The organism is Shewanella dokdonensis (genome assembly GCF_018394335.1).
Lineage (GTDB): Bacteria > Pseudomonadota > Gammaproteobacteria > Enterobacterales > Shewanellaceae > Shewanella > Shewanella dokdonensis.
Genome location: NZ_CP074572.1, coordinates 3,201,638 through 3,222,416, shown reverse-complemented (window position 1 = coordinate 3,222,416; position 20,779 = coordinate 3,201,638). Strand labels below are relative to the sequence as shown.

Sequence of the window (20,779 nt, the reverse complement as noted above, 5' to 3'; positions counted from 1 at the left end):
ACTGACTGACCATCGCAGTAAGTGATAACTAACTAAGCTCGAGGGTAATACCGGGCTGCTGTGCCGGTGCTAATGCCTGTTTGTCAACGAACAGGCCCGCTATCGCCAGCACAGCACCATCGGCAGCAGCCAGTGCTGGCAGCCGCGGCCGCAACCAGTAAGGTACGCGAGCTTCCTGCCAGATTTTCTTCAGTTCGCGCGCTTTGCTACGGTAATGCGGTTGGCATTTTAGGCTACCCGGCAACCCATAGCTGAGCATTAACGGCGCAGCCAATGCGGCGAGTGCCACACGGGGACCGGTATCAGTTAATTTGCCACTGAGGCTGTGCCAAGGCGCGGTTAACGGCAAGTCTAAATGACCTTGTAGCAATGCCTGCTGCTGTTCAACGGTAAGTGGGGTTGATAGTGGGAGCGCTGGCAGCTCGGTCATCGCATAGATGTAGTCATAAGCTCGGCGCAGTTCTAGCTCTGCAAACTGCAAATGCACTTTGGCATCATCATCGCTATGTAGCAGTTGCTGCAATGCTTCGTCCAACTGCACCATGGACGGTAATGGCAAATTTTGTTGCTCAATAAAAGCGCGCAATAACTGCCGCTGCCAACGCACAGGAAGTTGCCTTAAGCCTGCGATCGCCAGCATGGAAACGCCAGTAAACGGGCACGTCTGCACTAATGGTGACAGTTTTTCCTGCGTCACTTCGTCTAATAATTGCTGTTGTTCCGCACACAAAGCGGCACTGCGACTGACGGTAACGGGCAATTCCGGCCAACGCATCTTTAATTTTGGCACTATGTCTCGGCGCAGAAAATTGCGGTCATAACGGATATTGTCATTGCTCTCATCGTGCACATAGCTGAGGGCTAACGCACTTACCCGGCTGAGAATCTGTGCCCGGCTGACATGCAGCAACGGCCGTAATTGCCAGCAGTGTTCCGCAAACTGTTGGCAACTTCCCATGGCAGCTAAGCCTTTCGGCCCTTGCCCACGCTTGAGTGCCAGCAATACGGTTTCCAGTTGATCATCCTGATGGTGTGCCGTTAACAGCACATCCCCAGACGCCATCTGCGTTGCCAGCGCCTGATAACGCGCCCGACGGGCTTCGGCTTCGACACTGACCCGAGACCCGAGCTGTAATTGAATACGCAAGACCCGACATTCCAGCGCGGCTTTTTGTGCTGAATCACAGCAGTGCTGCGCCCAAAGATCGGCGTGTGGACTCAAACCATGATGCACGTGTAGCAGATGAATGCGTGCGCGCCATTGGGGAAACTGTGTGGCAAACAGGCCCAGAATATAGGCCAGATATTCGGAGTCAGCCCCACCACTGTAACCCAACCATATGTGACCGGGTAATTGTGGTAAAGCAGCTAACAGGCGCTGCAATTCAGCGATAGCGGCAGACTCCGAGAGTCTCATTGAAATAAGATCCTTACCTTATCGGTACCAAACAGAGTTTCCAGCGCCAGCATCAATTCATCAGAGGGATTCACCCGCCAATCGTCGGCAAGTCGCAACTTACCTCTGGCATCAGCCATAGTGTAGTTGATAAGCATTGGCACCGTACCATTACGCCAAGGAGCAACCGTGTCATACAACTGGCTCAGCCGTTCATCAGTTAACCCATCATGCGCTAAGGTTAGCTCCAGCGCTGAGGCAAAGTGACTACGCGCCTCGCCCATATCAATAATTTGCCGCGCCGTCATGCGGTTACCACCGGAAAAATCATCAAAGCTCACTTCCCCTTCACAGATGAGGATGCGATCTTTTTCCAGCAGGTGATGGTATTTCTCAAACGCCTCGGTAAACAACATCACTTCGAGGCGACCACTTTTATCATCCAGAGTAACCAACCCCATTTTAGAGCCGCGCTTAGTGGTCATCACCCGGCAAGCCACCACCAGCCCAGCGACTTTGACCGTTTTACCGCGCTCGGTAGGGTGAATGTCTTTCAGTCGCCCAGAAGTGTAGTGTTTCAATTCCGGCAAATATTGATTAATCGGATGACCGGTCAGGTACAAACCCAGCGTTTCGCGCTCGCCTTCGAGCCAGATTTTATCGGGCCACGGCGCACATTCAACAAACTGCTGGCGGCAATCTTGTGGGTCGTCATTGAGCAGACCAAACATATCATCCTGACCAATGGCGGCATCTTTGGCATGCTGCTCTGCGGCTTTCATCGCTTCGGGCAAAGTGGCCATCATGGAGGCGCGATGTGGCCCTAGCGTGTCGAGCGCGCCCGCGGTAATGAGTTTTTCCATTACCCGACGGTTAAGTTTCTTCAGATCCACCCGCGCACAGAAATCGAATAAGTCTTTAAATGAGCCAGATTTTCGCGCCTCAATAATCGCCTCGACTGGGCCCTCACCCACCCCTTTAATCGCGCCAATGCCATAAACGATGTTCTGCTGTTCATCTACGGTGAATTTAAACAGCCCTTTATTGACATCGGGGGCAGGATCTTACAGCCAATGCGCTCACACTCATCGACCAGCGTGACTATCTTATCGGTGTTATCCATATCCGCAGACATTACCGCCGCCATAAATTCTGACGGAAAATGCGCCTTCAGCCATAACGTGTGGTACGACACAATCGCGTAAGCGGCTGAGTGCGATTTATTAAAACCGTAACCGGCAAATTTCTCCACCAGGTCAAAGATCTTCATCGCCAGTTCAGGGTCAACCCCTGACTAATTGCGCCTTGGCGGAACACATCGCGCTGCTTGGCCATCTCTTCCGGCTTTTTCTTGCCCATGGCTCGACGCAACATGTCGGCCCCGCCGAGGGTATAGCCCGCCAGCGCCTGGGCAATCTGCATCACCTGTTCCTGGTAAACGATAACGCCATAGGTGGGTTCCAGGATCTCCTTTAGCGATTCATGTTCGAAGTCCGGATGCGGATACGCCACTTTTGCCTGACCATGTTTACGGGCGATAAAGTCATCCACCATGCCGGATTCCAGCGGCCCCGGGCGGAATAACGCCACTAACGCGATCATGTCTTCAATGTTGTCGGGTTGCAGGCGTTTGATCAGATCTTTCATACCACGGGATTCCAACTGGAACACCGCTGTCGTTTCGTAGCGTTTCAGTACCCGGAAAGATTCTGGATCATCCAATGGAATGCTAGCGGTATCGATGGGAGCTTTCCCCTCCCGCAGCATGCGTGGATTGATCATTTCCAGCGCCCACTGAATGATGGTAAGTGTTCGCAAACCCAGGAAGTCAAATTTCACCAGCCCGGCGTATTCCACATCGCCTTTATCGAACTGGGTCACTGGGTTCTTCCCTTCGGAATCACACAACAGTGGCGAAAAGTCGGTAATGGTGGTTGGTGATATCACCACCCCACCGGCATGTTTGCCCGAGTTACGGGTGACACCCTCAAGCTTGCGGCACATGTCGATAAGATCTTTTACTTCCTCATCGCTGTCGTAGGCTTCCTGCAACGCTGGTTCTGCGGCAAAAGCTTTCTCCAGCGTCATGCCGGGTTCTGCGGGCACCAGTTTGGAGATACGATCAACAAAACCGTAAGGATGGCCCAATACTCGCCCAACATCGCGGATGACCGCCTTGGCCGCCATGGTACCAAAAGTGATAATTTGCGATACCGCATCGCGACCATACATCTGCGCCACGTGTTCAATGACTTCATCCCGACGATCCATACAAATATCGACATCAAAGTCGGGCATGGACACACGTTCTGGGTTAAGAAACCGTTCAAACAGCAGGTCAAACTCCAATGGATCTAGATCGGTAATTCGAATGGAATACGCCACTAACGAACCGGCACCAGAACCTCGACCGGGGCCAATGGGAATACCGTTATCTTTAGCCCACTGGATAAATTCCATCACGATAAGAAAGTAACCCGGGAACCCCATCTGATTGATAATGCCGAGTTCATATTCAAGCCGGGCATCATAGGGCGGACGCTTGTCAGCGCGAACTTGTGGATCTGGATATAAAAACGCTAGCCTTTCCTCAAGACCCGTTTTGGCTTTGTGCACCAAAAAGTCAGCGGTGGACATATCCCCAGTGGGGAAATTAGGCAGAAAATACTCGTGCAAACGTACGGTGACATTACAGCGTTTGGCGATTTCAACGCTGTTGTCTAACGCCTCTGGAATATCAGCAAACAGCTCACACATCTCATCTTCAGATTTAAAATACTGCTGTTCGCTATATTTTTCGGGCGGCGGGGATCGGCAAGGGTAAAACCGTCATGAATAGCCACGCGGATTTCGTGCGCTTCAAAGTCGGCCTTGTTCATGAAGACCACTTGGTTGGTCGCCACCACAGGCAAAGCATTGGCAGCGGCATGGGCCACCGCCAGATGTAAATAGCGTTCTTCGTCTTGGCGCCCAGTACGGATCAATTCTAGGTAATAACGGTCAGCAAAGTTTTGCTGGTAAAACTGGGTCAGTTCTTCCACTTGCTGCTGATTGCCTTTGAGCAACGCCTTTCCCAGATCGCCTTCACGGCCACCCGATAACAACAAAATACCGGCGTTATGTTCCAGCAACCATTGCTGATCAATCGCTGGCCGATCGCGAATATAACCGCGTAAATAGGACTTACTCAGCAGTTGTGTGAGGTTCTGATAACCTTCGTTGTTCATCGCCAGAATAGTGAGATGGCAAAAATCATCTTCAAATCCTGGGACACACATCCACACATCAGCGCCGATTATCGGTTTGATGCCACTATCGTTGGCAGCGCTGTAAAACTTCACCAAACCACACATATTGCCTTGGTCAGTGATAGCGACTGCCGCCATGTTTTCGCTGACAGTTTTAGCAACAATCGGTTTGACCTTAGCCAGACCATCACTCATCGAAAAGTCAGTGTGAACACGCAGGTGTATAAAACGAGGTTCGGCCATAAGTTGGTTGTCTGTTTAACGATCGTCTGTGGAATAATTACCTTGCCGTTATGCTAAAACCTCACGGCGAGGACAACAAGTCTGTTTTATTCGAGTCCCAGTGCCTGTCGCACCGGGCGGAAGCTACGGCGGTGCTCTGGCAATACACCATATTGAGCAATTGCCGCAAAATGCGCTTTAGTCGGATAGCCTTTATGGGCCGAGAAACCATACTGTGGGAAACGACTGTCCAGCTCCACCATCTCCCGATCTCTGGTCACTTTAGCAATGATAGAGGCAGCGCTAATGGCAGCGATGAGCCCGTCACCTTTGATAACCGCATCGGCTGGGATGCCAAAATCTGGAGTGCGATTACCATCAACCAATACACGTTCGGGCCGCTTGCTCAAGCCGGCCACTGCCCGCTGCATTGCTAACATGGTGGCATGTAGAATGTTCAGTTGATCAATTTCAGCGGGGGTTGCGGCACCAATCGCGACACAGAGCGCATTGTCCATGATAAGTTCAAACAGCGCATCGCGTTTTTTCGCTGAGTTTTTTAGAGTCGTTCAGACCGACTATCGGCCGCAGAGGATCAAGGATCACCGCAGCGGTCACCACATTGCCGACTAAAGGCCCGCGGCCGACTTCATCGACCCCCGCAATGAGTCCCTGCCCCAGCGCCAAGGCGGCGTCCTTAGATAAATCACGGTAGATAGTCATCGGCCAGGTTCCTGTAATAACGCGGTCACCGCATCGGCGGCACGTTCGCTGGCATTTTGCCTGAGCATCTCATGTAATCGAGTAAATTCTGCCAGCAACGGCCGCGGATCTTGATTCAGTTGGAGGCTAACCGCATCGGCAAGTTTCTCTGGGGTGCAGTCATCCTGAATAAGTTCCGGCACCAGTGTTTTACCAGCGAGCAAATTCGGTAAGGAAAAGGTGCGGATTTTGACCAGCCATTTCGCCAATTGATAAGTCACCGGGCTCACCCGATAACCGACCACCATTGGCCGTTTCACCAGCATGGCTTCCAAAGTCGCGGTGCCTGAAGCCAGTAAGATACAATCAGCCGCGGCCATCACCTCACGGGAATGCCCCTCAACCAGGTGAATTTCCAAGTCTGGCGCGTACTGTTGCAACGCCGCCATAAACTGCTCACGGCGGTGAGCATTAACTAACGGTGTCACGAAGCGAATATCGGGAAAGCGCTGTTTGATAAGCATGGCCGCTTCAACAAACGGCTGCGCCAGCATTTTAAGCTCACCGCCACGGGAACCCGGCAAAATCGCCAGATATTCGGCTTCAGCATCCAGCCCTAATTCCAGTCGTGCGGACTGTTTATCGCTGTGCAGAGGAATCGTATCCGCCAAGGTATGGCCAACAAAGGTACAGGGCACCTGATAGCGATCGTAAAAAGCTTTCTCAAATGGCAATAACGCCAGCACCATATGGGTTGCCTTGGCAATCTTGAAGATCCGCTTAGGCCGCCAAGCCCAAACAGACGGGCTGACGTAGTGGACGGTGGTAATACCACGCTGTTTGAGTTGCAGCTCAACCCCAAGGTTAAAATCTGGCGCGTCAATGCCAATAAAGCAGTCAGGTTGCAGTTCACTGATTTGACGGATCAGTGATTTACGCAGTTTCAGTAACCGTGGCAAGTGCGCCAGCACTTCCACCAACCCCATCACCGCCAGCGCTTCCATGGCAAACAGGGATTCGAACCCCAATGCTTCCATGCGCGGCCCGCCAATGCCAATAAAACGGGCATCTGGGTAGCGCTGCTTGAGCGCAGCCACTAAACCTGCACCTAAAATATCGCCGGAGACTTCTCCGGCGACCATGGCAAAAATCCGTTGCGAGTGTTGCGTCATAGGCTCAATGGTCTCAGCGGATAATGCCCCGCTCTGAAGCAATCACAAAATCAAGGAACTGTTTTACTTTGGGCTGAGCGGCGGCATCTTCCGCGAGCGCTGCCACAGCCTCGGCAATCGTCATGCTGCTGCGATATAAGGTTTTATAGGCTCGCCGCAACGCTAACTGTTCATCTTTGGTGAAGCCTCGGCGTTTCAGCCCTTCAATGTTTAGCCCTCGCGGTGCAGCTGCTTGCCCTGAGGCCATCACAAAGGGTGGCACATCTTGCAGCACCAGTGAACAACCCGCGGTAAAGGCGTAAGCACCGATATGAACAAACTGGTGCACACCGGTCATGCCACCAAGAATGGCCCAGTCATCCACATGGCAGTGACCGGCAATAGAGGCATTGTTAGCCATAATGATGTTATCACCCAGCACACAATCGTGCGCTACATGCACATAGGCCATCAGCAGGTTGTTCGAGCCAATACGGGTGACCCCTTGATCCTGCACAGTACCGCGATGAATAGTCACCGATTCACGGATGATGTTGTTATCACCAATCTCCAGCCGGGTTGGTTCACCTGCGTATTTCTTATCCTGACAGTCTTCGCCAACAGAGGCAAACTGATAGATCTTATTGCCTTTGCCAATAACGCTTGGGCCCTTGAGCACCACATGCGAGCTGATCCAGCAGTCATCACCAATTTCGACGTTTGGGCCGACATAAGTCCATGGGCCAATGGTGACATTGTTGCCAATTTTGGCATCGGGATGAACAAAAGCTAATTTATCGATCACGAACGAATCTCTCTACGGGCACACATAATTTCTGCAGAGCAGGCCAACTCCCCATCGACCGTGGCTTCACCGTAAAACACGCCAATGCCACGGCGTTCCTTGATCATCTTGACCTCAAAGCGTAACTGATCCCCGGGGCCAACCACACGTTTAAAGCGAGCATTATCGATGCCTGCAAAAAAATACAGCACATTAGGTGAGGGAGTTTCACTCATGGTTTTAAACGCCAGTAAGCCAGTAGCTTGTGCCATAGCTTCTAGGATTAACACTCCCGGCATCACGGGTTGAATGGGGAAATGTCCCTGGAAAAAGGGTTCGTTAATCGTGACGTTTTTAATGGCTGTCAGCGTTTCACCTGGCGTAAAATCCAGTACGCGATCAACCAATAAAAATGGATATCTGTGTGGCAAAAATGCCAAAATTTCCTGGATATCCATGGTGTTCAATTCATTAGACACGGGCTCTTTTCCTCGCGCCGCTAGGCGGCGTTTATTCTTCTGTATCCAGCCGTTTCTCCAACTTTCTTACCCGTTGGAACAATTCATCCAACTGCCGGAAACGAACTGTATTTTTACGCCACAGACGATTATCCATGGCCACAGTGGCGGAAGAGTATAACCCAGGTTCCTTCACATCGTTAGTGATGTTGGTTGCACCAGACAGATGTACCCCATCAGTAATGGACAGATGTCCAGAAATTGCACAACTGCCGCCAATGATACAGTACTTACCGATAGTCACACTGCCCGCTAACACGGTACAACCGGCGATAGCGGTATGTGCCCCGATAATATCATTGTGCGCAATCTGCACTTGGTTATCGATAATCACACCATCATGGATTTCAGTATGCTCTAACGCGCCGCGATCCACAGTGGTATTGGCCCCAATTTCAACTTGGTTACCAATACGAACCCCACCGGTTTGCGGGATTTTGATCCAGTTACCACGCTCATTTGCATAACCGAAACCATCAGAGCCTAATATAACGCCAGAATGAATAATACAATTCATCCCTATGTGGACGTTATGGTACACAGTCACATTGGCCCACAGGCGGCTACCGGAACCGATAATCACATCAGGGCCAAGCACACTACCAGCGCCAATCTGGGTATTTTCACCAATCACTGTGTTGGCACCAATAACCACGTTCGCCGCGATGGCAACGCCTTCCCCAGTTTCACTGATGGATGGATCTGCGCTGAAGGATGGATCCCTTCGGCTGCATTAGGCGTACTGTCCAGCAACTGTGCGGTTCTGGCAAAACCGACATAAGGATCTTTCACAACTAAAGCATTGCCGGCATATCCTGCGGCCATTTCTGGAGTGAGGATAACGGCACTGGCAGCAGTCACATCTAACTGATGCCGCAATTTAGGATTGGACAAAAAGACACTTGTCCAGACACAGCTTTGTCGAGCGGTGCCACTGAGGAAACGACCTGTTCGGCATTTCCATGGAGTTCAGCACTCAGATGCTCGGCAAGCTGTTTAAGAGAAACACCATTCATTGATTACTGGCCTTTGCTCAGAGCGTCAACAACCTTGCTGCTGATGTCCTGCTCAGGCTTAACATAGATCACCGCGCCGCGCTGCAATACCATGTCATAGTTTTCTTTTTTGGCGATATCGTTGATAGCTTTCTGTACTTTTACTAACAGTTTGTTCTGTTCTTCACCCTGACGGCGACGTAAATCTTCATCCAGCGCCTTACCTTTTAACTGGTAGTCTGCTTTCAGTGATTCCATCTTGCGTACCAGATCAGTTTTCTGGGCATCGGTCATCAACTGGGCATCACGCTGCTGTTTTTCCAACAAACCTTTCAGCTCGTCCTGAAGTTTCTGTACTTCAGCCATACGATCACCAAATTCGCTTTTCAGCTGTTTGGTCACCTGTTCGCGCTGTGGGATCTGTTCGAACACGGCGCCCATATCAACTACAGCCAGCTTTTCCGCATAAGCAGCCATGGGTGCGCCTATTAACATCAGCGACACCAGTGCGCCGTTCATTAGCTTTTTCAAAGTAAAACTCCTTGTGTTGTGGTTCAGCAATGCTTGCCGAGTTTATGTGTTTTAGAATGTTTTGCCAATATTGAACGAGAAGATCTCAGTATCATCATCATCGAACTTCTTAATTGGCCAGGCAAGGCTGAACACCATGGGTCCCATGGGTGACAACCACTGCAAATTCAGCCCCCAAGACGATCTGATTCGTCCTGGATCACTGTAATCAGCCAGCTTAGCAAATTCCTCTGCTGGCAAAGTACGATAAGCATCGTAATTAAACTCTGTATCCCAGACGTTACCGGCATCGACAAAGAAACTGGTACGTACGGAGTTGGAATATGCTTCATCCAAGAATGGTGTTGGCACAATCAATTCCATACTGGCTGTTGCCAGCGCATTACCGCCAGAGGAACGGCCAGTACGGATATAAACTTGATTAATATCCCCTGGTAACGAACATCCATCACCGCTAGGATCTGGTGCACAGTTAGCGCTATCACGATACATGTAGAATGCTCGTGGGCCTACTGAGTTGGACTTGAAGCCACGCAGGTAAGAACTACCACCTGTGTAGTAGTTTTCCCAGAACGGCAATATCTGATCATTGTCATTGTACTTACCGTAACCGTTGCCATAAGCCAAGCGGGCACGGGTCAGGAATACAAAACTGTGTGAGCGATTCAACGGGAAATAGAAATTGGTTTCAAAATCTGTCTTGAAGAACTGCAGATCTGAACCCGGCACTGTCATACGGCCACTAAGGCGCTGTGATGAACCATCGGTTGGGAAAGTACCACGGTCCAGCGTACTACGCGACCAACCCAAGCTTATTTCAAAGTTATCAAAACTCAAGTCTGAATTCGCCGCATCCATATTGCGGTAGATATTATAAAAACGAACCGCTTGCTCAGATTCAGTGGCATCAGAAATGGTGTTATGGCGATACCCCACACCGAAATTGATACGGTTAGTTTCGTTAATGGGGAAGCCAAGGTTGGTCATGACACCGTAAGAATCATTCTTATAGCGTTCCAGATAGGCTGAGTTAGCATCGAATGCACTCCAGAACACGCTGCCACCCAGACTGATACCATCTTTAGTGAAGTAAGGATCGGTATAAGACAGGTTGATGCTCTTGGAATACTTATTGGTATTCAGGGTAATACCCGCTTGGTTACCCGTACCTAAGAAGTTGGACTGCGAGATACCAAACTGCAAGCTCAGACCAGAAGCGGTACCGTAACCAATACCAGCGTTAAATGACCCAGAAGGCTGTTCTTTCACCTTAAACAACACATCAACCAAATCGTCAGTACCGGCGACTTTTTCAGTTTCTGTGTCAACGGTTTCGAAATAACCTAGACGATTCAGACGTGTCTTGGACTGTTCTACCAAGGCGGAGTTCAGCCAAGCCCCTTCCATCTGTCGCAACTCACGTCGCATCACTTCATCTGCGGTAACGTTATTACCGGTAAAGTTAATAGAACGCACATAAACCCGCTTACCAGGATTGATATTGATGTTAAGGGTCACCTCCTTATTTGCATCATCAATCTCAGGCATGGTCTTCACTTCTGGATAAGCGTAGCCAAAGCGGCCGAGGAATTTGCTGTACATCTCCTCGGTGAACGTCACATCTGCACCGTTGTACTGCTCACCGGCTTTCAACGGCAGAATGGTTTTCAGCACATCCTCGCGACCCATCAAATCGCCGGTCAGATTTACCGCCTTCACTTTATATTGTTCACCTTCACTAACATTGATGGTGATATAAAGTCCCTTACGATCAGGGGTCATTGACACCTGGGTTGAGGTCACATCAAAGCGGATATAGCCGTGGTTGTGATAGAAGGTTTTGAGGGTTTCCAGGTCTGCTTGTAGTTTCTGTTTCTGGTAGCGGCGCTCACCAAAAGATTCCACCAAGCGACAAAGTCTTTCAATTCTAGCAGATTGGCTAACTCTTCATCACTGAAATGTGTGTTACCGACAAAGTTGATCTGGCGAATTTCCGCAGCCATCCCTTCGGTAAACTTAAACTTCAGTTCCACGCGGTTACGGGGCAAGTTAATGACCTGGGCATGCACCTTAGCGCCGTATTTACCCACGCCGTAATAGAAGTCCTGCAACGCCTTTTCGATATCAGACAGCATGGTGCGATCAAGGGACTCGCCCACTTTTACACCACTATCGTCCAGACTCTGCTTCAACTGTTCTTCTTTGATATCTTTATTACCATCAAAGGTAATGGCACTGATGGTTGGTCGCTCACGCACCTGGAGTACTAACACATCACCATCACGGGAAGCCTGAATATTTTCGAAGTTACCCGAGGCATACAGGCTCTTAATGGCCTGCTGCAATTTCAGTTCATCGACCGTATCCCCGACCTTGACCGGCAAATTCAGCAACGCGGCCCCCAAGGCGACCCGTTGTAAACCTTCGACTTGAATGTCTGTGACCTTAAAAGGTTTGAAAGTTTCGGCCCAACTATTCCCTGAAAAAGCGGCGCCGACCAGTAACATAGAGGCAAAAAGTTTATTTATTCGCATAGAGCACTTCTAATTATTTGTCAGTCCTTGCTCAGAGTCGGGCAAAATCATTGAAGAGGGCAATGCTCATCAATACCAGCAGCAACGCCGCCCCAAATCTGAATCCAATTTCCTGGATCCGTTCGGATACAGGCCTACGTGTAATAGCTTCAATCACGTAATACATCAGGTGTCCCCCATCCAGCACTGGCAACGGCACCAAATTAATGATGCCGAGGTTGACGCTGATTAACGCGAGGAACCCCAGAAAATATACCAATCCAAACGAGGCGGTATTACCTGCCCCTTGCGCAATCGAGATTGGTCCACTCAAACTCTTCAGGGAAACATCCCCGGTAAACAGTTTTCCTAACATCTTGACGCTAACAGCGGTGAGCTGCCAGGTCTTCTGTGCCGCCATAATGACAGATTCCAGCGGGCCGTACTGCAACTCCAGTTGCATATTATCTGGCCACTTAGGCGCAACAGGCGAAACGCCTAAATATCCCTCAATGGCACCATTGGCCCCTTTATGTTCAGCAGGCGTCACTGGTATTTGTAGCTGTTCACCATTACGGCGGATAGTCAGTTGTAGGGTTTTGTTAGCAGCCGCTTTTATCTGGGTCACAAAATTTTGCCAGTCTGGCAAGGTGTTGCCATCAACCGCAAGTAAAGTATCACCCACCTGTAAACCGGCCTGAGCCGCCGCGCCGCCACTGACAACTTCGGCCAGTACCGGCACCACTTTAGGGCGATAGATCTCAAGTCCAAGCGTAGTAATAGGCGATTCTTTATCAGGATCAAAATGCCAATGGCTGATATCTAATTGATAGGTTTTACCATTGAGACGACCTGCATCATCGGGGCTGCTGATATCACTCACAGGGGATAAGGTCAGAGACAAGGACTGTTCCCCGATATGGCTCACAAGGGCAAGGTTCACTTCTTCCCAGTTTCTAACGGTTTGTCCAGAAACGGCCACTATCTGCTGCGGTTGTTGCAATTGCATCACTGCGGCGGGACTAGCGGAACGAGTAGCATCGATAACGGGTTTTACCGCTGGCACGCCAATGAGATACATAAAATACAGGGCGATCACGGCAAAGATGAAATTGGCAATGGGGCCAGCGGCCACAATCGCCATACGTGCCCAAACACTCTTGCGGTTAAAGGATTCATGCAGTTGCTCTGGCGGCACCTCTTCTACGCGCTCATCCAGCATTTTAACGTAGCCACCGAGAGGGATCATCGCGACTACATATTCTGTACCGTCTTTACCAACGCGCTGCCAGATGGCTTTACCAAAGCCGATAGAAAAACGCTGCACTCGCACACCACAACGGCGGGCAACATAAAAATGGCCGAATTCATGGGCGGTGATCAAAATCCCTAGCGCAACAATAAATGCGCCGAGATTCCATAAAAAAGCTAACATCAGCCGTCAATTATCCTCAATAGCAAAGCGCCAGTCCCTTACGGGCACAGACGCGGGCTTCACTGTCTAGCGCAAGGATATCAGCAATCGAGTCAAGTGGCGATTGCACGACCTGTTCCAGACAAAATTCATTAATTTTTGCGATATCGGTAAAACGGATCGCCCCTTTCAGGAAATGCTCAACTGCCACTTCATTAGCAGCATTGAGCACTGTGGTCGCCTCTTGTCCGGCACGACATGCTGCCATCGCCAGCTTCAAACAAGGGAAACGCGTATAGTCCGGTTCGCAAAAGCTCAATTGTCCGACTTTGAAAAAGTCTAAAGGTTCCACACCGGAGACAATTCTAGCGGGATAGGCCATACAATGAGCAATAGGTGTACGCATATCAGGATTGCCTAACTGTGCGAGTACACTCCCGTCTTGATACTGCACCATTGAATGGATCACGCTTTGCGGGTGAATAACCACCTGTAACTGGTCAATGCCGGCATTGAATAACCAGCGAGCCTCCACATATTCCAAACCTTTGTTCATCATAGTGGCAGAGTCGACAGAAATCTTCGGCCCCATCGACCAATTAGGATGTTTAATCGCTTGCGCTGGAGTTACCGCGGGCAGACTGTGGAGATCGGCGTGGAGAAACGGCCCACCAGAACCGGTGAGTAATATTTTAGCAATACCGGCGGCTTGCAGGTCACAGCGACCTAACTGCTGCTGCGCTTCCCGCGGCAGGCATTGATAAATAGCGTTATGTTCACTATCAACCGGTAACAAGGTAGCGCCATATTGGGCGACGGCATCGATAAATAACCGGCCAGACATCACCAAGGCTTCTTTGTTGGCCAGCAGCACTCGCTTCCCCGCTTTAACGGCGGCTAACGTGGGTGCCATTCCAGCGGCACCAACAATGGCTGCCATCACTGAATCCACTTCTGGTCGAGACACTAAATCTGCCAGTTCAGACTCACCACTGGTAACTTCAATGTCCAAGTCAGCAATTTCTGCCTGCAATTGTTGGGCAGCATCAGCATCAACCATATGCGCGACTTTTGGGTGATGTTGGCGACATAATGCGACCATCTTGCCAACATTAGTATGGGCTACCAAGGCGAACACATTGAAGGCTTCGGGATTTTCCGCTATCACACTCAGCGTGCTGGTTCCGATTGAGCCGGTCGCGCCTAAAATAACCATATTTTGCATTTTCATTACATCCAGAAAGCAATATACAGGAGGGTAAACACTGGCAATGCCGCGGTCAGACTGTCAATACGATCGAGCACGCCACCATGGCCCGGCAGAATATTGCCAGAGTCTTTGATCTGCGCAACGCGTTTAAACATGCTTTCCGACAAGTCTCCCAGCGCAGAGGCTAACGCAGTAAATAGCACCACCCCCATCACCAGTCCTAACTCCTGCTCAGGAGAAAAATACATGACAATGCCGACAACTATGAGAGTGGTCAGCAAGCCACCGATAAAGCCTTCCAGCGTTTTGCCTGGGCTAACATGTGGCGCCAACTTTATCCGCCCCAGCGCCTTCCCGGCAAAATAAGCGCCGGAATCAGCGGCCCACACAATCAGCATCACCAGCAATACTAACACCCCGCCCCAATAGGGTTCAGTCGCGGTACTTAGCGATTTGAGCGCAATAAAGGAGGCAAATCCCGGTAACAATGTCAGTTGCCCAAACATGGATTTAAGCATGGGGCTGCCTTGCCACCAATTGGCGCTACGAGGATAGAACACGACCAACAACAATGATAGCAGCCACCAACAGGCTCCCACCAAAATCACGGCGAGTACAATAGGATGCAGATGGCCTCGGGTCCATACTGCGTCAGCGGGAACTAGCAGATTAAGCGCGATTAGCACCACGCCGAGCGTCACAGTGAAACTCCATTGGGTCACGGTACACGCTTTATCTATGATATGCCCCCACTCTTTGGCAGCAATCAAAAACACCGGGACTAGCACCCAAGAAAAATAGTTGGCAGGCAACAGAAAGATGGCGCCAAGCACCAGTGGGATCAGCCAAATTGCCGTTATTATTCGTTGTTTTAGCAAAAAAATTCCTCTTCCTGGGCTATATGTTGCGTATTTTTTCAATCTGGTTGCCAGTCAATCCAAAGCGTCGCTGACGACTGTTGAACATCTCTATCGCCTGACAAAACGCCTGTTCATCAAAATCGGGCCAGAGCGTATCCATAAACACCAACTCGGCATAGGCGGCCTGCCATAAAATAAAATTACTGATGCGATAGTCGCCGCCAGTGCGGATCATTAAATCAACTTCGCCCTGGTTTTGCATGCACAAATGCTGCGCCAAGGCAGCTTCGGTGAACTGACTGCTGGTCATTTCACCAGTTGCCACCTTTTCTGCCAGTGTTCTGGCCGCCTGCATGATGTCCCAACGGCCACCATAATTAGCCGCAACATTCAAGGTCAGCCCTTGGTTGTCGGCAGTATAGGCTTCAGCCGCACGGATCTGTTTCTGTAAACGTTCGGAAAAACGGCTGGTATCGCCAATGATGTTAAGCCGCACACCGTTGGAGTGCAGCACCTTGATCTCACGCCGGAGCACGGTAAAAAACAGCTCCATCAACAGGCTGACTTCCTGATCGGGTCGCCGCCAGTTTTCGCTAGAAAAGGCAAACAGGGTTAATGATTTGACCCCGAGTTTTCTGGCGGTACTGACCGCTCGCCGCACAGCTTTGACCCCCGCACGATGTCCCACCACCCGCGGTTTACCCTTGGCCTGAGCCCAACGCCCATTGCCATCCATGATAATAGCGACATGATTAGGGATCGACTGCTTCACCAAATCGGACAACTGCTCCGGTAAATGCTCCGATGTCTGACATTCCTTTGTTAAGTCATTAGACGGCGAAGCGGCGTCCATGTTGGATGACATCTGGTTACAACCCTTATAAATAGACAAACGCCGTGTAGTATAACGCTACACGGCGCTTCAACTCTAGTTTAACAAGCCAATATCAGACTTCCATCAATTCGGCTTCTTTTGCGGTCAGCAGCTCGTCAATCTTCTTGATGTGCAGGTCTGTCATCTTCTGGATCTCGTCTTCACTGCGACGCACATCATCTTCAGTACACGCTTTATCTTTTTCCAGCTTTTTCACTTCAGAGTTGGCATCACGGCGTACGTTACGCACGGCGACACGGCCATTTTCCGCTTCGGCACGAACGACTTTTACCAGATCTCGACGGCGCTCTTCAGTCAACGCTGGCAGAGGGATACGGATAACTGCGCCTGCTGACATAGGATTCAGGCCAAGATCAGAGGACATGATGGCCTTTTCTACCGCTTGGATCATGCTACGGTCAAAAACACTCACGGCTAACGTACGGCTGTCCTCGATAGAAATACTACCGACCTGCTTCAGTGGGGTCATAGTGCCGTAGTAAGAGACCTGAATCGAATCCAGCAAGGCGGGATGTGCACGCCCGGTACGAACCTTGGTCATCTGGGCTTTGGTCGCTTCCACACATTTTTCCATGCGGGACAGAGCATCTTTTTGAATGGTATCAATCACGTTAGAGTTCCTTTTAATGCAAATTCAGATCAAGCTTTTACCAGCGTACCTTCTGACTGATCGCCCATCACCACCCGCCGTAATGCGCCGGGTTTGTTCATGTTAAACACCATGATAGGCATATTGTAATCACGCGCCATGGTAAACGCCGCTAAGTCCATGACTTTCAGTTCTTTATCAAGTACTTCATTATAGCTGAGCGTCTCATACTTAGTAGCATCGGGATTTTTCATCGGATCATCCGAAAATATCCCGTCAACTTTAGTGCCTTTTAGCACGACTTCCGCTTCGATTTCAATCCCACGCAAGCAGGCTGCAGTATCGGTCGTAAAAAACGGATTCCCGGTTCCCGCAGATAGAATCACTACCCGGCCAGACTTCAACAAACTGATAGCTTCAGCCCAGTTGTAAGCATCACAAACACCGTTTAGCGGAATGGCTGACATCAGACGAGCATTAACATAGGCACGATGCAGCGCATCTCGCATTGCCAGACCGTTCATGACGGTCGCCAGCATACCCATGTGATCACCCACCACCCGATTCATACCGGCTTTGGCCAGACCTTCGCCACGGAACAGGTTACCACCGCCAATAACCACCCCGACCTGGATACCGAGTTCCACCAGTTCTTTGATCTCCTGGGCCATACGATCCAGTACTTTAGGGTCGATACCGAAACCTTCATCGCCCATCAGGGCTTCACCACTGAGTTTCAGCAAAATACGTCGAAATGCAGGTTTGGGATTGGTGCTCATGTTATTTATATCCTGGTCATAACAAGACCGCAGCGGTTGCTGCGGTCTTCAAGGTCACTGTGACAGTCGATTAAGCCTTTTTAGAAGCTGCAATCTGGGCAGCCACTTCAGCGGCGAAATCTTCTTCTTTCTTCTCAATACCTTCACCCACTTCAATACGGGTAAAGTTGATGACATCCGCGCCTTTCTGTTTCAGCAGATCAGCAACGTGTACAGAAGGATCTTTCACAAATGGCTGACCGGTCAGACTGACTTCACCGGTAAACTTGGCCATACGGCCAGCAACCATCTTCTCAGCAATCTCTTTCGGTTTGCCACTCTGCATCGCGATTTCGATCTGGATCTCTTTTTCCTTCTCAACAACCTCAGCAGGTACGTCTTGTGGTTTAACGTACTGAGGGTTAGAAGCCGCAACATGCATTGCCAAATCTTTAGCAAGCTCGTTGTCAGAACCAGTCAGTTCGGTGACCACACCGATACGACCGCTGTGGATGTAGACACCTAGGTTTTCGCCTTCGAAACGGAAGATACGGCGAACGTTGATGTTTTCACCGATTTTAGCAACCAGTGCAGCACGCGTATTTTCTACGGTGTCGCCGCCTAAATCAGTAGCCATCAAAGTTTCGATATCAGTGATATTGTTTGCCAGGGCCAACTCAACCACTTTGTTACCAAACGCCAGGAAGCTGGTATCACGGGCAACGAAGTCAGTTTCGCAGTTAACTTCCAGCAGTACAGTCACATTGCCAGCACTCTTTGTCAGGATCACGCCTTCAGCAGCGATACGGCCAGCTTTTTTAGCTGCTTTAACCGCGCCGTTTTTACGCATGTTCTCAATTGCCAGTTCGATGTCACCGTCAGTTTCGGTCAGCGCTTTTTGCAATCCATCATGCCAGCGCCAGTGCGTTCACGCAGTTCTTTAACTTGGGCAGCAGTAACAGCCATTGTTAAATCCTCAATTGATAATTCGACAAAAGTTACCAAGTTATCTTATAAAACAGGGGCCATATGACCCCTGTTAACCATCTGATACCTCGGTTAATAAGGGGATGTTGCCATCACGCCTTATTAATTACTCAGCTTCGATGAAACCTGCTTCTTCAGCTTGTACAGCCAGATCCTGACCGCGACCGCTGTTTACCGCTGCAGCAACTGAATCAGCGTACAGACGGATAGCACGCATAGCATCATCGTTGCCTGGGATAACATAGTTAACACCGTCAGGAGTAGAGTTGGTATCTACTACTGCAACAACTGGGATACCCAGGTTGTTGGCTTCTTTGATGGCGATGTGTTCATGGTCAGCGCCGATAACGAAGATGGCGTCAGGCAGGCCGCCCATGTTTTTGATACCGCCCAGAGATTTTTCCAGCTTGTCCAGCTCACGGCTGCGCATCAGAGCTTCTTTCTTGGTCAGTTTGTCAAAAGTACCGTCAACAGACTGAGTTTCCAGATCTTTCAGACGTTTGATTGACTGACGAACGGTTTTCCAGTTAGTCAGCATGCCGCCCAACCAACGTTTGTCGACATAAAACTGTTCACAAGAAATGGCCGCTTCCTTGATGGATTCGCTAGCAGCACGCTTAGTGCCTACGAACAGGATTTTACCTTTTTGGAAGCGATGTTGCTCACGAAAGCCAGCGCTTCGTTGAACATTGGCACGGTGTGCTCGAGGTTGATGATATGTACACCGTTGCGAGCACCAAAGATGAATGGCTTCATCTTAGGATTCCAGTAACGGGTCTGGTGACCGAAATGTACGCCGGCCTGGAGCATATCGCGCATAGAAACTGTAGTCATTTTCTCTACCTTAAGTAAAAGGGGTTATACCTCCACGAATCCCATATTCCCGACCCTGTGGGCACCCCGGGAAATGTGTCGACTCGTGTGTGATTTAGTATTTAAAAATTTGCCATGTATAATGGCCGTCAGCTTGTCTCAGGACGTGAAACACTTTCAGGCATCAGCCCGAAGTCACTGCCGCCCAAGAGTCAAACATAACGGCGCGCTTTATACCATAAAAGCCCGGAAAAGACAAACGCGAAAGGCCCTACAAACGCGGTCTTTTTAGATGAGTCAAACGAGCGTATTATTGTTCACATCCTGATGTTTTAACCTGATTTAACCGGTCGCCACTCTAGCTGGGGTCCCGGTGCTGAGAAATCGCTATGAGTATTACAATCAAAACTACTGAAGAAATTGAAAAAATGCGCGCTGCTGGCAAGCTGGCGGCAGAAGTGTTGGAAATGATTGAACCCTACGTTAAACCTGGGGTCACCACCAACGAACTGGATCGCCTTTGTGCCAAATTTACTGAAGACAATGGAGCAATTTCTGCACCACTGGATTATCACGGCTACCCCAAATCCATTTGTACCTCCATCAATGAAGTGATCTGTCATGGCATCCCCAATGATGAGCCGCTGCAAGACGGCGACATCATTAATTTAGATATCACAGTGATCAAAGATGGCTATCATGGCGACACCTCACAGATGTTTCTGGTGGGCGAAGTCAATCCCAAAGATCGCCGCCTGTGCCGCATTGCCCAGGAAAGCCTGTACGCCGCTATCCGTAAAGTACGCCCCGGCATGCAGTTAGGCGAAATTGGCACCATCATCGAAAAACTGGTGAAATCCAGTAAAAGTGGGGCAGACAAATTTTCTATCGTGCGTGACTATTGCGGTCATGGCATTGGTAAAGGCTTCCACGAAGAACCCCAGGTGGTACATTACCGCAACAATGATCGCACCATTCTCAAACCCGGGATGTGCTTTACCATCGAGCCGATGATCAACGCTGGTCGTTACCAAACCGTGCTTAATGAACAAGATGGCTGGACTGTCACCACTGTGGATGGTAAAAAATCGGCTCAGTGGGAACACACATTACTGATCACCAATACCGGCGTAGAAGTGCTGACGCTGCGCAGTAACGAAGATTTCCCACGGTTCATCAATCATGTGTGATGT

The 20,779-nt window shown here is 50.0% G+C and carries 12 protein-coding genes and 6 pseudogenes; 1 reads left to right on the top strand and 17 read right to left on the bottom strand.

Annotated features, from left to right (window positions below; genetic code table 11):
- Positions 1 to 28 precede the first annotated feature (28 nt).
- The 17 genes and pseudogenes from tilS to rpsB form a co-directional block, all read right to left on the bottom strand.
- Entirely contained in the window at positions 29 to 1,417 is a 1,389-nt protein-coding gene (gene tilS / locus KHX94_RS15530) for a tRNA lysidine(34) synthetase TilS (protein ID WP_213681316.1), read from the bottom strand.
- A pseudogene (gene dnaE / locus KHX94_RS15525) lies at positions 1,414 to 4,887 on the bottom strand (DNA polymerase III subunit alpha). The gene tilS and the pseudogene dnaE overlap by 4 nt, the downstream one beginning before the upstream one ends.
- A gap of 86 nt (positions 4,888 to 4,973) precedes the next feature.
- A pseudogene (rnhB, locus tag KHX94_RS15520) lies at positions 4,974 to 5,589 on the bottom strand (ribonuclease HII).
- A complete protein-coding gene (lpxB, locus tag KHX94_RS15515) occupies positions 5,586 to 6,740 on the bottom strand; it encodes a lipid-A-disaccharide synthase (RefSeq protein WP_213681315.1) in 1,155 nt (384 codons plus the stop codon). Before lpxB ends, rnhB begins: the two are co-directional and overlap by 4 nt.
- Positions 6,741 to 6,753: 13 nt before the next feature.
- Complete coding sequence (gene lpxA / locus KHX94_RS15510; RefSeq protein WP_213681314.1) at positions 6,754 to 7,524, bottom strand: acyl-ACP--UDP-N-acetylglucosamine O-acyltransferase; 771 nt, start codon at positions 7,522 to 7,524, stop codon at positions 6,754 to 6,756.
- Complete coding sequence (gene fabZ, locus KHX94_RS15505; protein WP_213681313.1) at positions 7,521 to 7,982, bottom strand: 3-hydroxyacyl-ACP dehydratase FabZ; 462 nt, start codon at positions 7,980 to 7,982, stop codon at positions 7,521 to 7,523. The genes lpxA and fabZ overlap by 4 nt, the downstream gene beginning before the upstream one ends.
- Before the next feature lie 31 nt (positions 7,983 to 8,013).
- A pseudogene (lpxD, locus tag KHX94_RS15500) lies at positions 8,014 to 9,037 on the bottom strand (UDP-3-O-(3-hydroxymyristoyl)glucosamine N-acyltransferase).
- A gap of 3 nt (positions 9,038 to 9,040) precedes the next feature.
- Positions 9,041 to 9,535: an OmpH/Skp family outer membrane protein gene (locus KHX94_RS15495; protein WP_213683475.1), complete on the bottom strand. Its 495-nt coding sequence runs from the start codon at positions 9,533 to 9,535 to the stop codon at positions 9,041 to 9,043.
- Between the two features lie 63 nt (positions 9,536 to 9,598).
- Positions 9,599 to 12,081 (bottom strand): annotated as a pseudogene (gene bamA, locus KHX94_RS15490) (outer membrane protein assembly factor BamA).
- Between the two features lie 31 nt (positions 12,082 to 12,112).
- Positions 12,113 to 13,495, bottom strand: a complete 1,383-nt coding sequence (gene rseP, locus KHX94_RS15485) for a sigma E protease regulator RseP (RefSeq protein WP_213681312.1) — start codon at positions 13,493 to 13,495, stop codon at positions 12,113 to 12,115.
- 16 nt (positions 13,496 to 13,511) lie between these two features.
- Positions 13,512 to 14,699 (bottom strand): 1-deoxy-D-xylulose-5-phosphate reductoisomerase, encoded by a 1,188-nt coding sequence (ispC, locus tag KHX94_RS15480; RefSeq protein WP_213683474.1) that lies wholly within the window; start codon positions 14,697 to 14,699, stop codon positions 13,512 to 13,514.
- 5 nt (positions 14,700 to 14,704) lie between these two features.
- Positions 14,705 to 15,562: a phosphatidate cytidylyltransferase gene (locus KHX94_RS15475; protein WP_213681311.1), complete on the bottom strand. Its 858-nt coding sequence runs from the start codon at positions 15,560 to 15,562 to the stop codon at positions 14,705 to 14,707.
- A 19-nt stretch (positions 15,563 to 15,581) separates the two neighbouring features.
- Complete coding sequence (gene uppS / locus KHX94_RS15470; protein WP_244859458.1) at positions 15,582 to 16,397, bottom strand: polyprenyl diphosphate synthase; 816 nt, start codon at positions 16,395 to 16,397, stop codon at positions 15,582 to 15,584.
- Between the two features lie 94 nt (positions 16,398 to 16,491).
- Positions 16,492 to 17,013, bottom strand: a complete 522-nt coding sequence (gene frr / locus KHX94_RS15465; RefSeq protein WP_283104973.1) for a ribosome recycling factor — start codon at positions 17,011 to 17,013, stop codon at positions 16,492 to 16,494.
- A 65-nt stretch (positions 17,014 to 17,078) separates the two neighbouring features.
- Entirely contained in the window at positions 17,079 to 17,807 is a 729-nt protein-coding gene (gene pyrH, locus KHX94_RS15460) for a UMP kinase (protein ID WP_213681308.1), read from the bottom strand.
- Between the two features lie 70 nt (positions 17,808 to 17,877).
- Positions 17,878 to 18,752: pseudogene (gene tsf, locus KHX94_RS15455) on the bottom strand (translation elongation factor Ts).
- A gap of 127 nt (positions 18,753 to 18,879) precedes the next feature.
- A pseudogene (gene rpsB, locus KHX94_RS15450) lies at positions 18,880 to 19,607 on the bottom strand (30S ribosomal protein S2).
- A 368-nt stretch (positions 19,608 to 19,975) separates the two neighbouring features.
- Here rpsB and map point away from each other — a divergent pair.
- The gene (map, locus tag KHX94_RS15445) at positions 19,976 to 20,776 is read left to right on the top strand and encodes a type I methionyl aminopeptidase (RefSeq protein ID WP_213681307.1); all 801 of its coding nucleotides are present in this window, start codon (positions 19,976 to 19,978) and stop codon (positions 20,774 to 20,776) included.
- Positions 20,777 to 20,779: the final 3 nt, after the last annotated feature.

What these genes read in the sequence shown, in the direction of transcription:
- tilS (WP_213681316.1), bottom strand. Translation starts at nt 1,417, where the DNA reads ATGAGACTCTCGGAGTCTGCCGCTATCGCTGAATTGCAGCGCCTGTTA.
- lpxB (WP_213681315.1), bottom strand. Translation starts at nt 6,740, where the DNA reads ATGACGCAACACTCGCAACGGATTTTTGCCATGGTCGCCGGAGAAGTC.
- KHX94_RS15495 (WP_213683475.1), bottom strand. Translation starts at nt 9,535, where the DNA reads ATGAACGGCGCACTGGTGTCGCTGATGTTAATAGGCGCACCCATGGCT.
- rseP (WP_213681312.1), bottom strand. Translation starts at nt 13,495, where the DNA reads ATGTTAGCTTTTTTATGGAATCTCGGCGCATTTATTGTTGCGCTAGGG.
- ispC (WP_213683474.1), bottom strand. Translation starts at nt 14,699, where the DNA reads ATGCAAAATATGGTTATTTTAGGCGCGACCGGCTCAATCGGAACCAGC.
- uppS (WP_244859458.1), bottom strand. Translation starts at nt 16,397, where the DNA reads ATGGACGCCGCTTCGCCGTCTAATGACTTAACAAAGGAATGTCAGACA.
- frr (WP_283104973.1), bottom strand. Translation starts at nt 17,013, where the DNA reads ATGGAAAAATGTGTGGAAGCGACCAAAGCCCAGATGACCAAGGTTCGT.
- pyrH (WP_213681308.1), bottom strand. Translation starts at nt 17,807, where the DNA reads ATGAGCACCAATCCCAAACCTGCATTTCGACGTATTTTGCTGAAACTC.
- map (WP_213681307.1), top strand. Translation starts at nt 19,976, where the DNA reads ATGAGTATTACAATCAAAACTACTGAAGAAATTGAAAAAATGCGCGCT.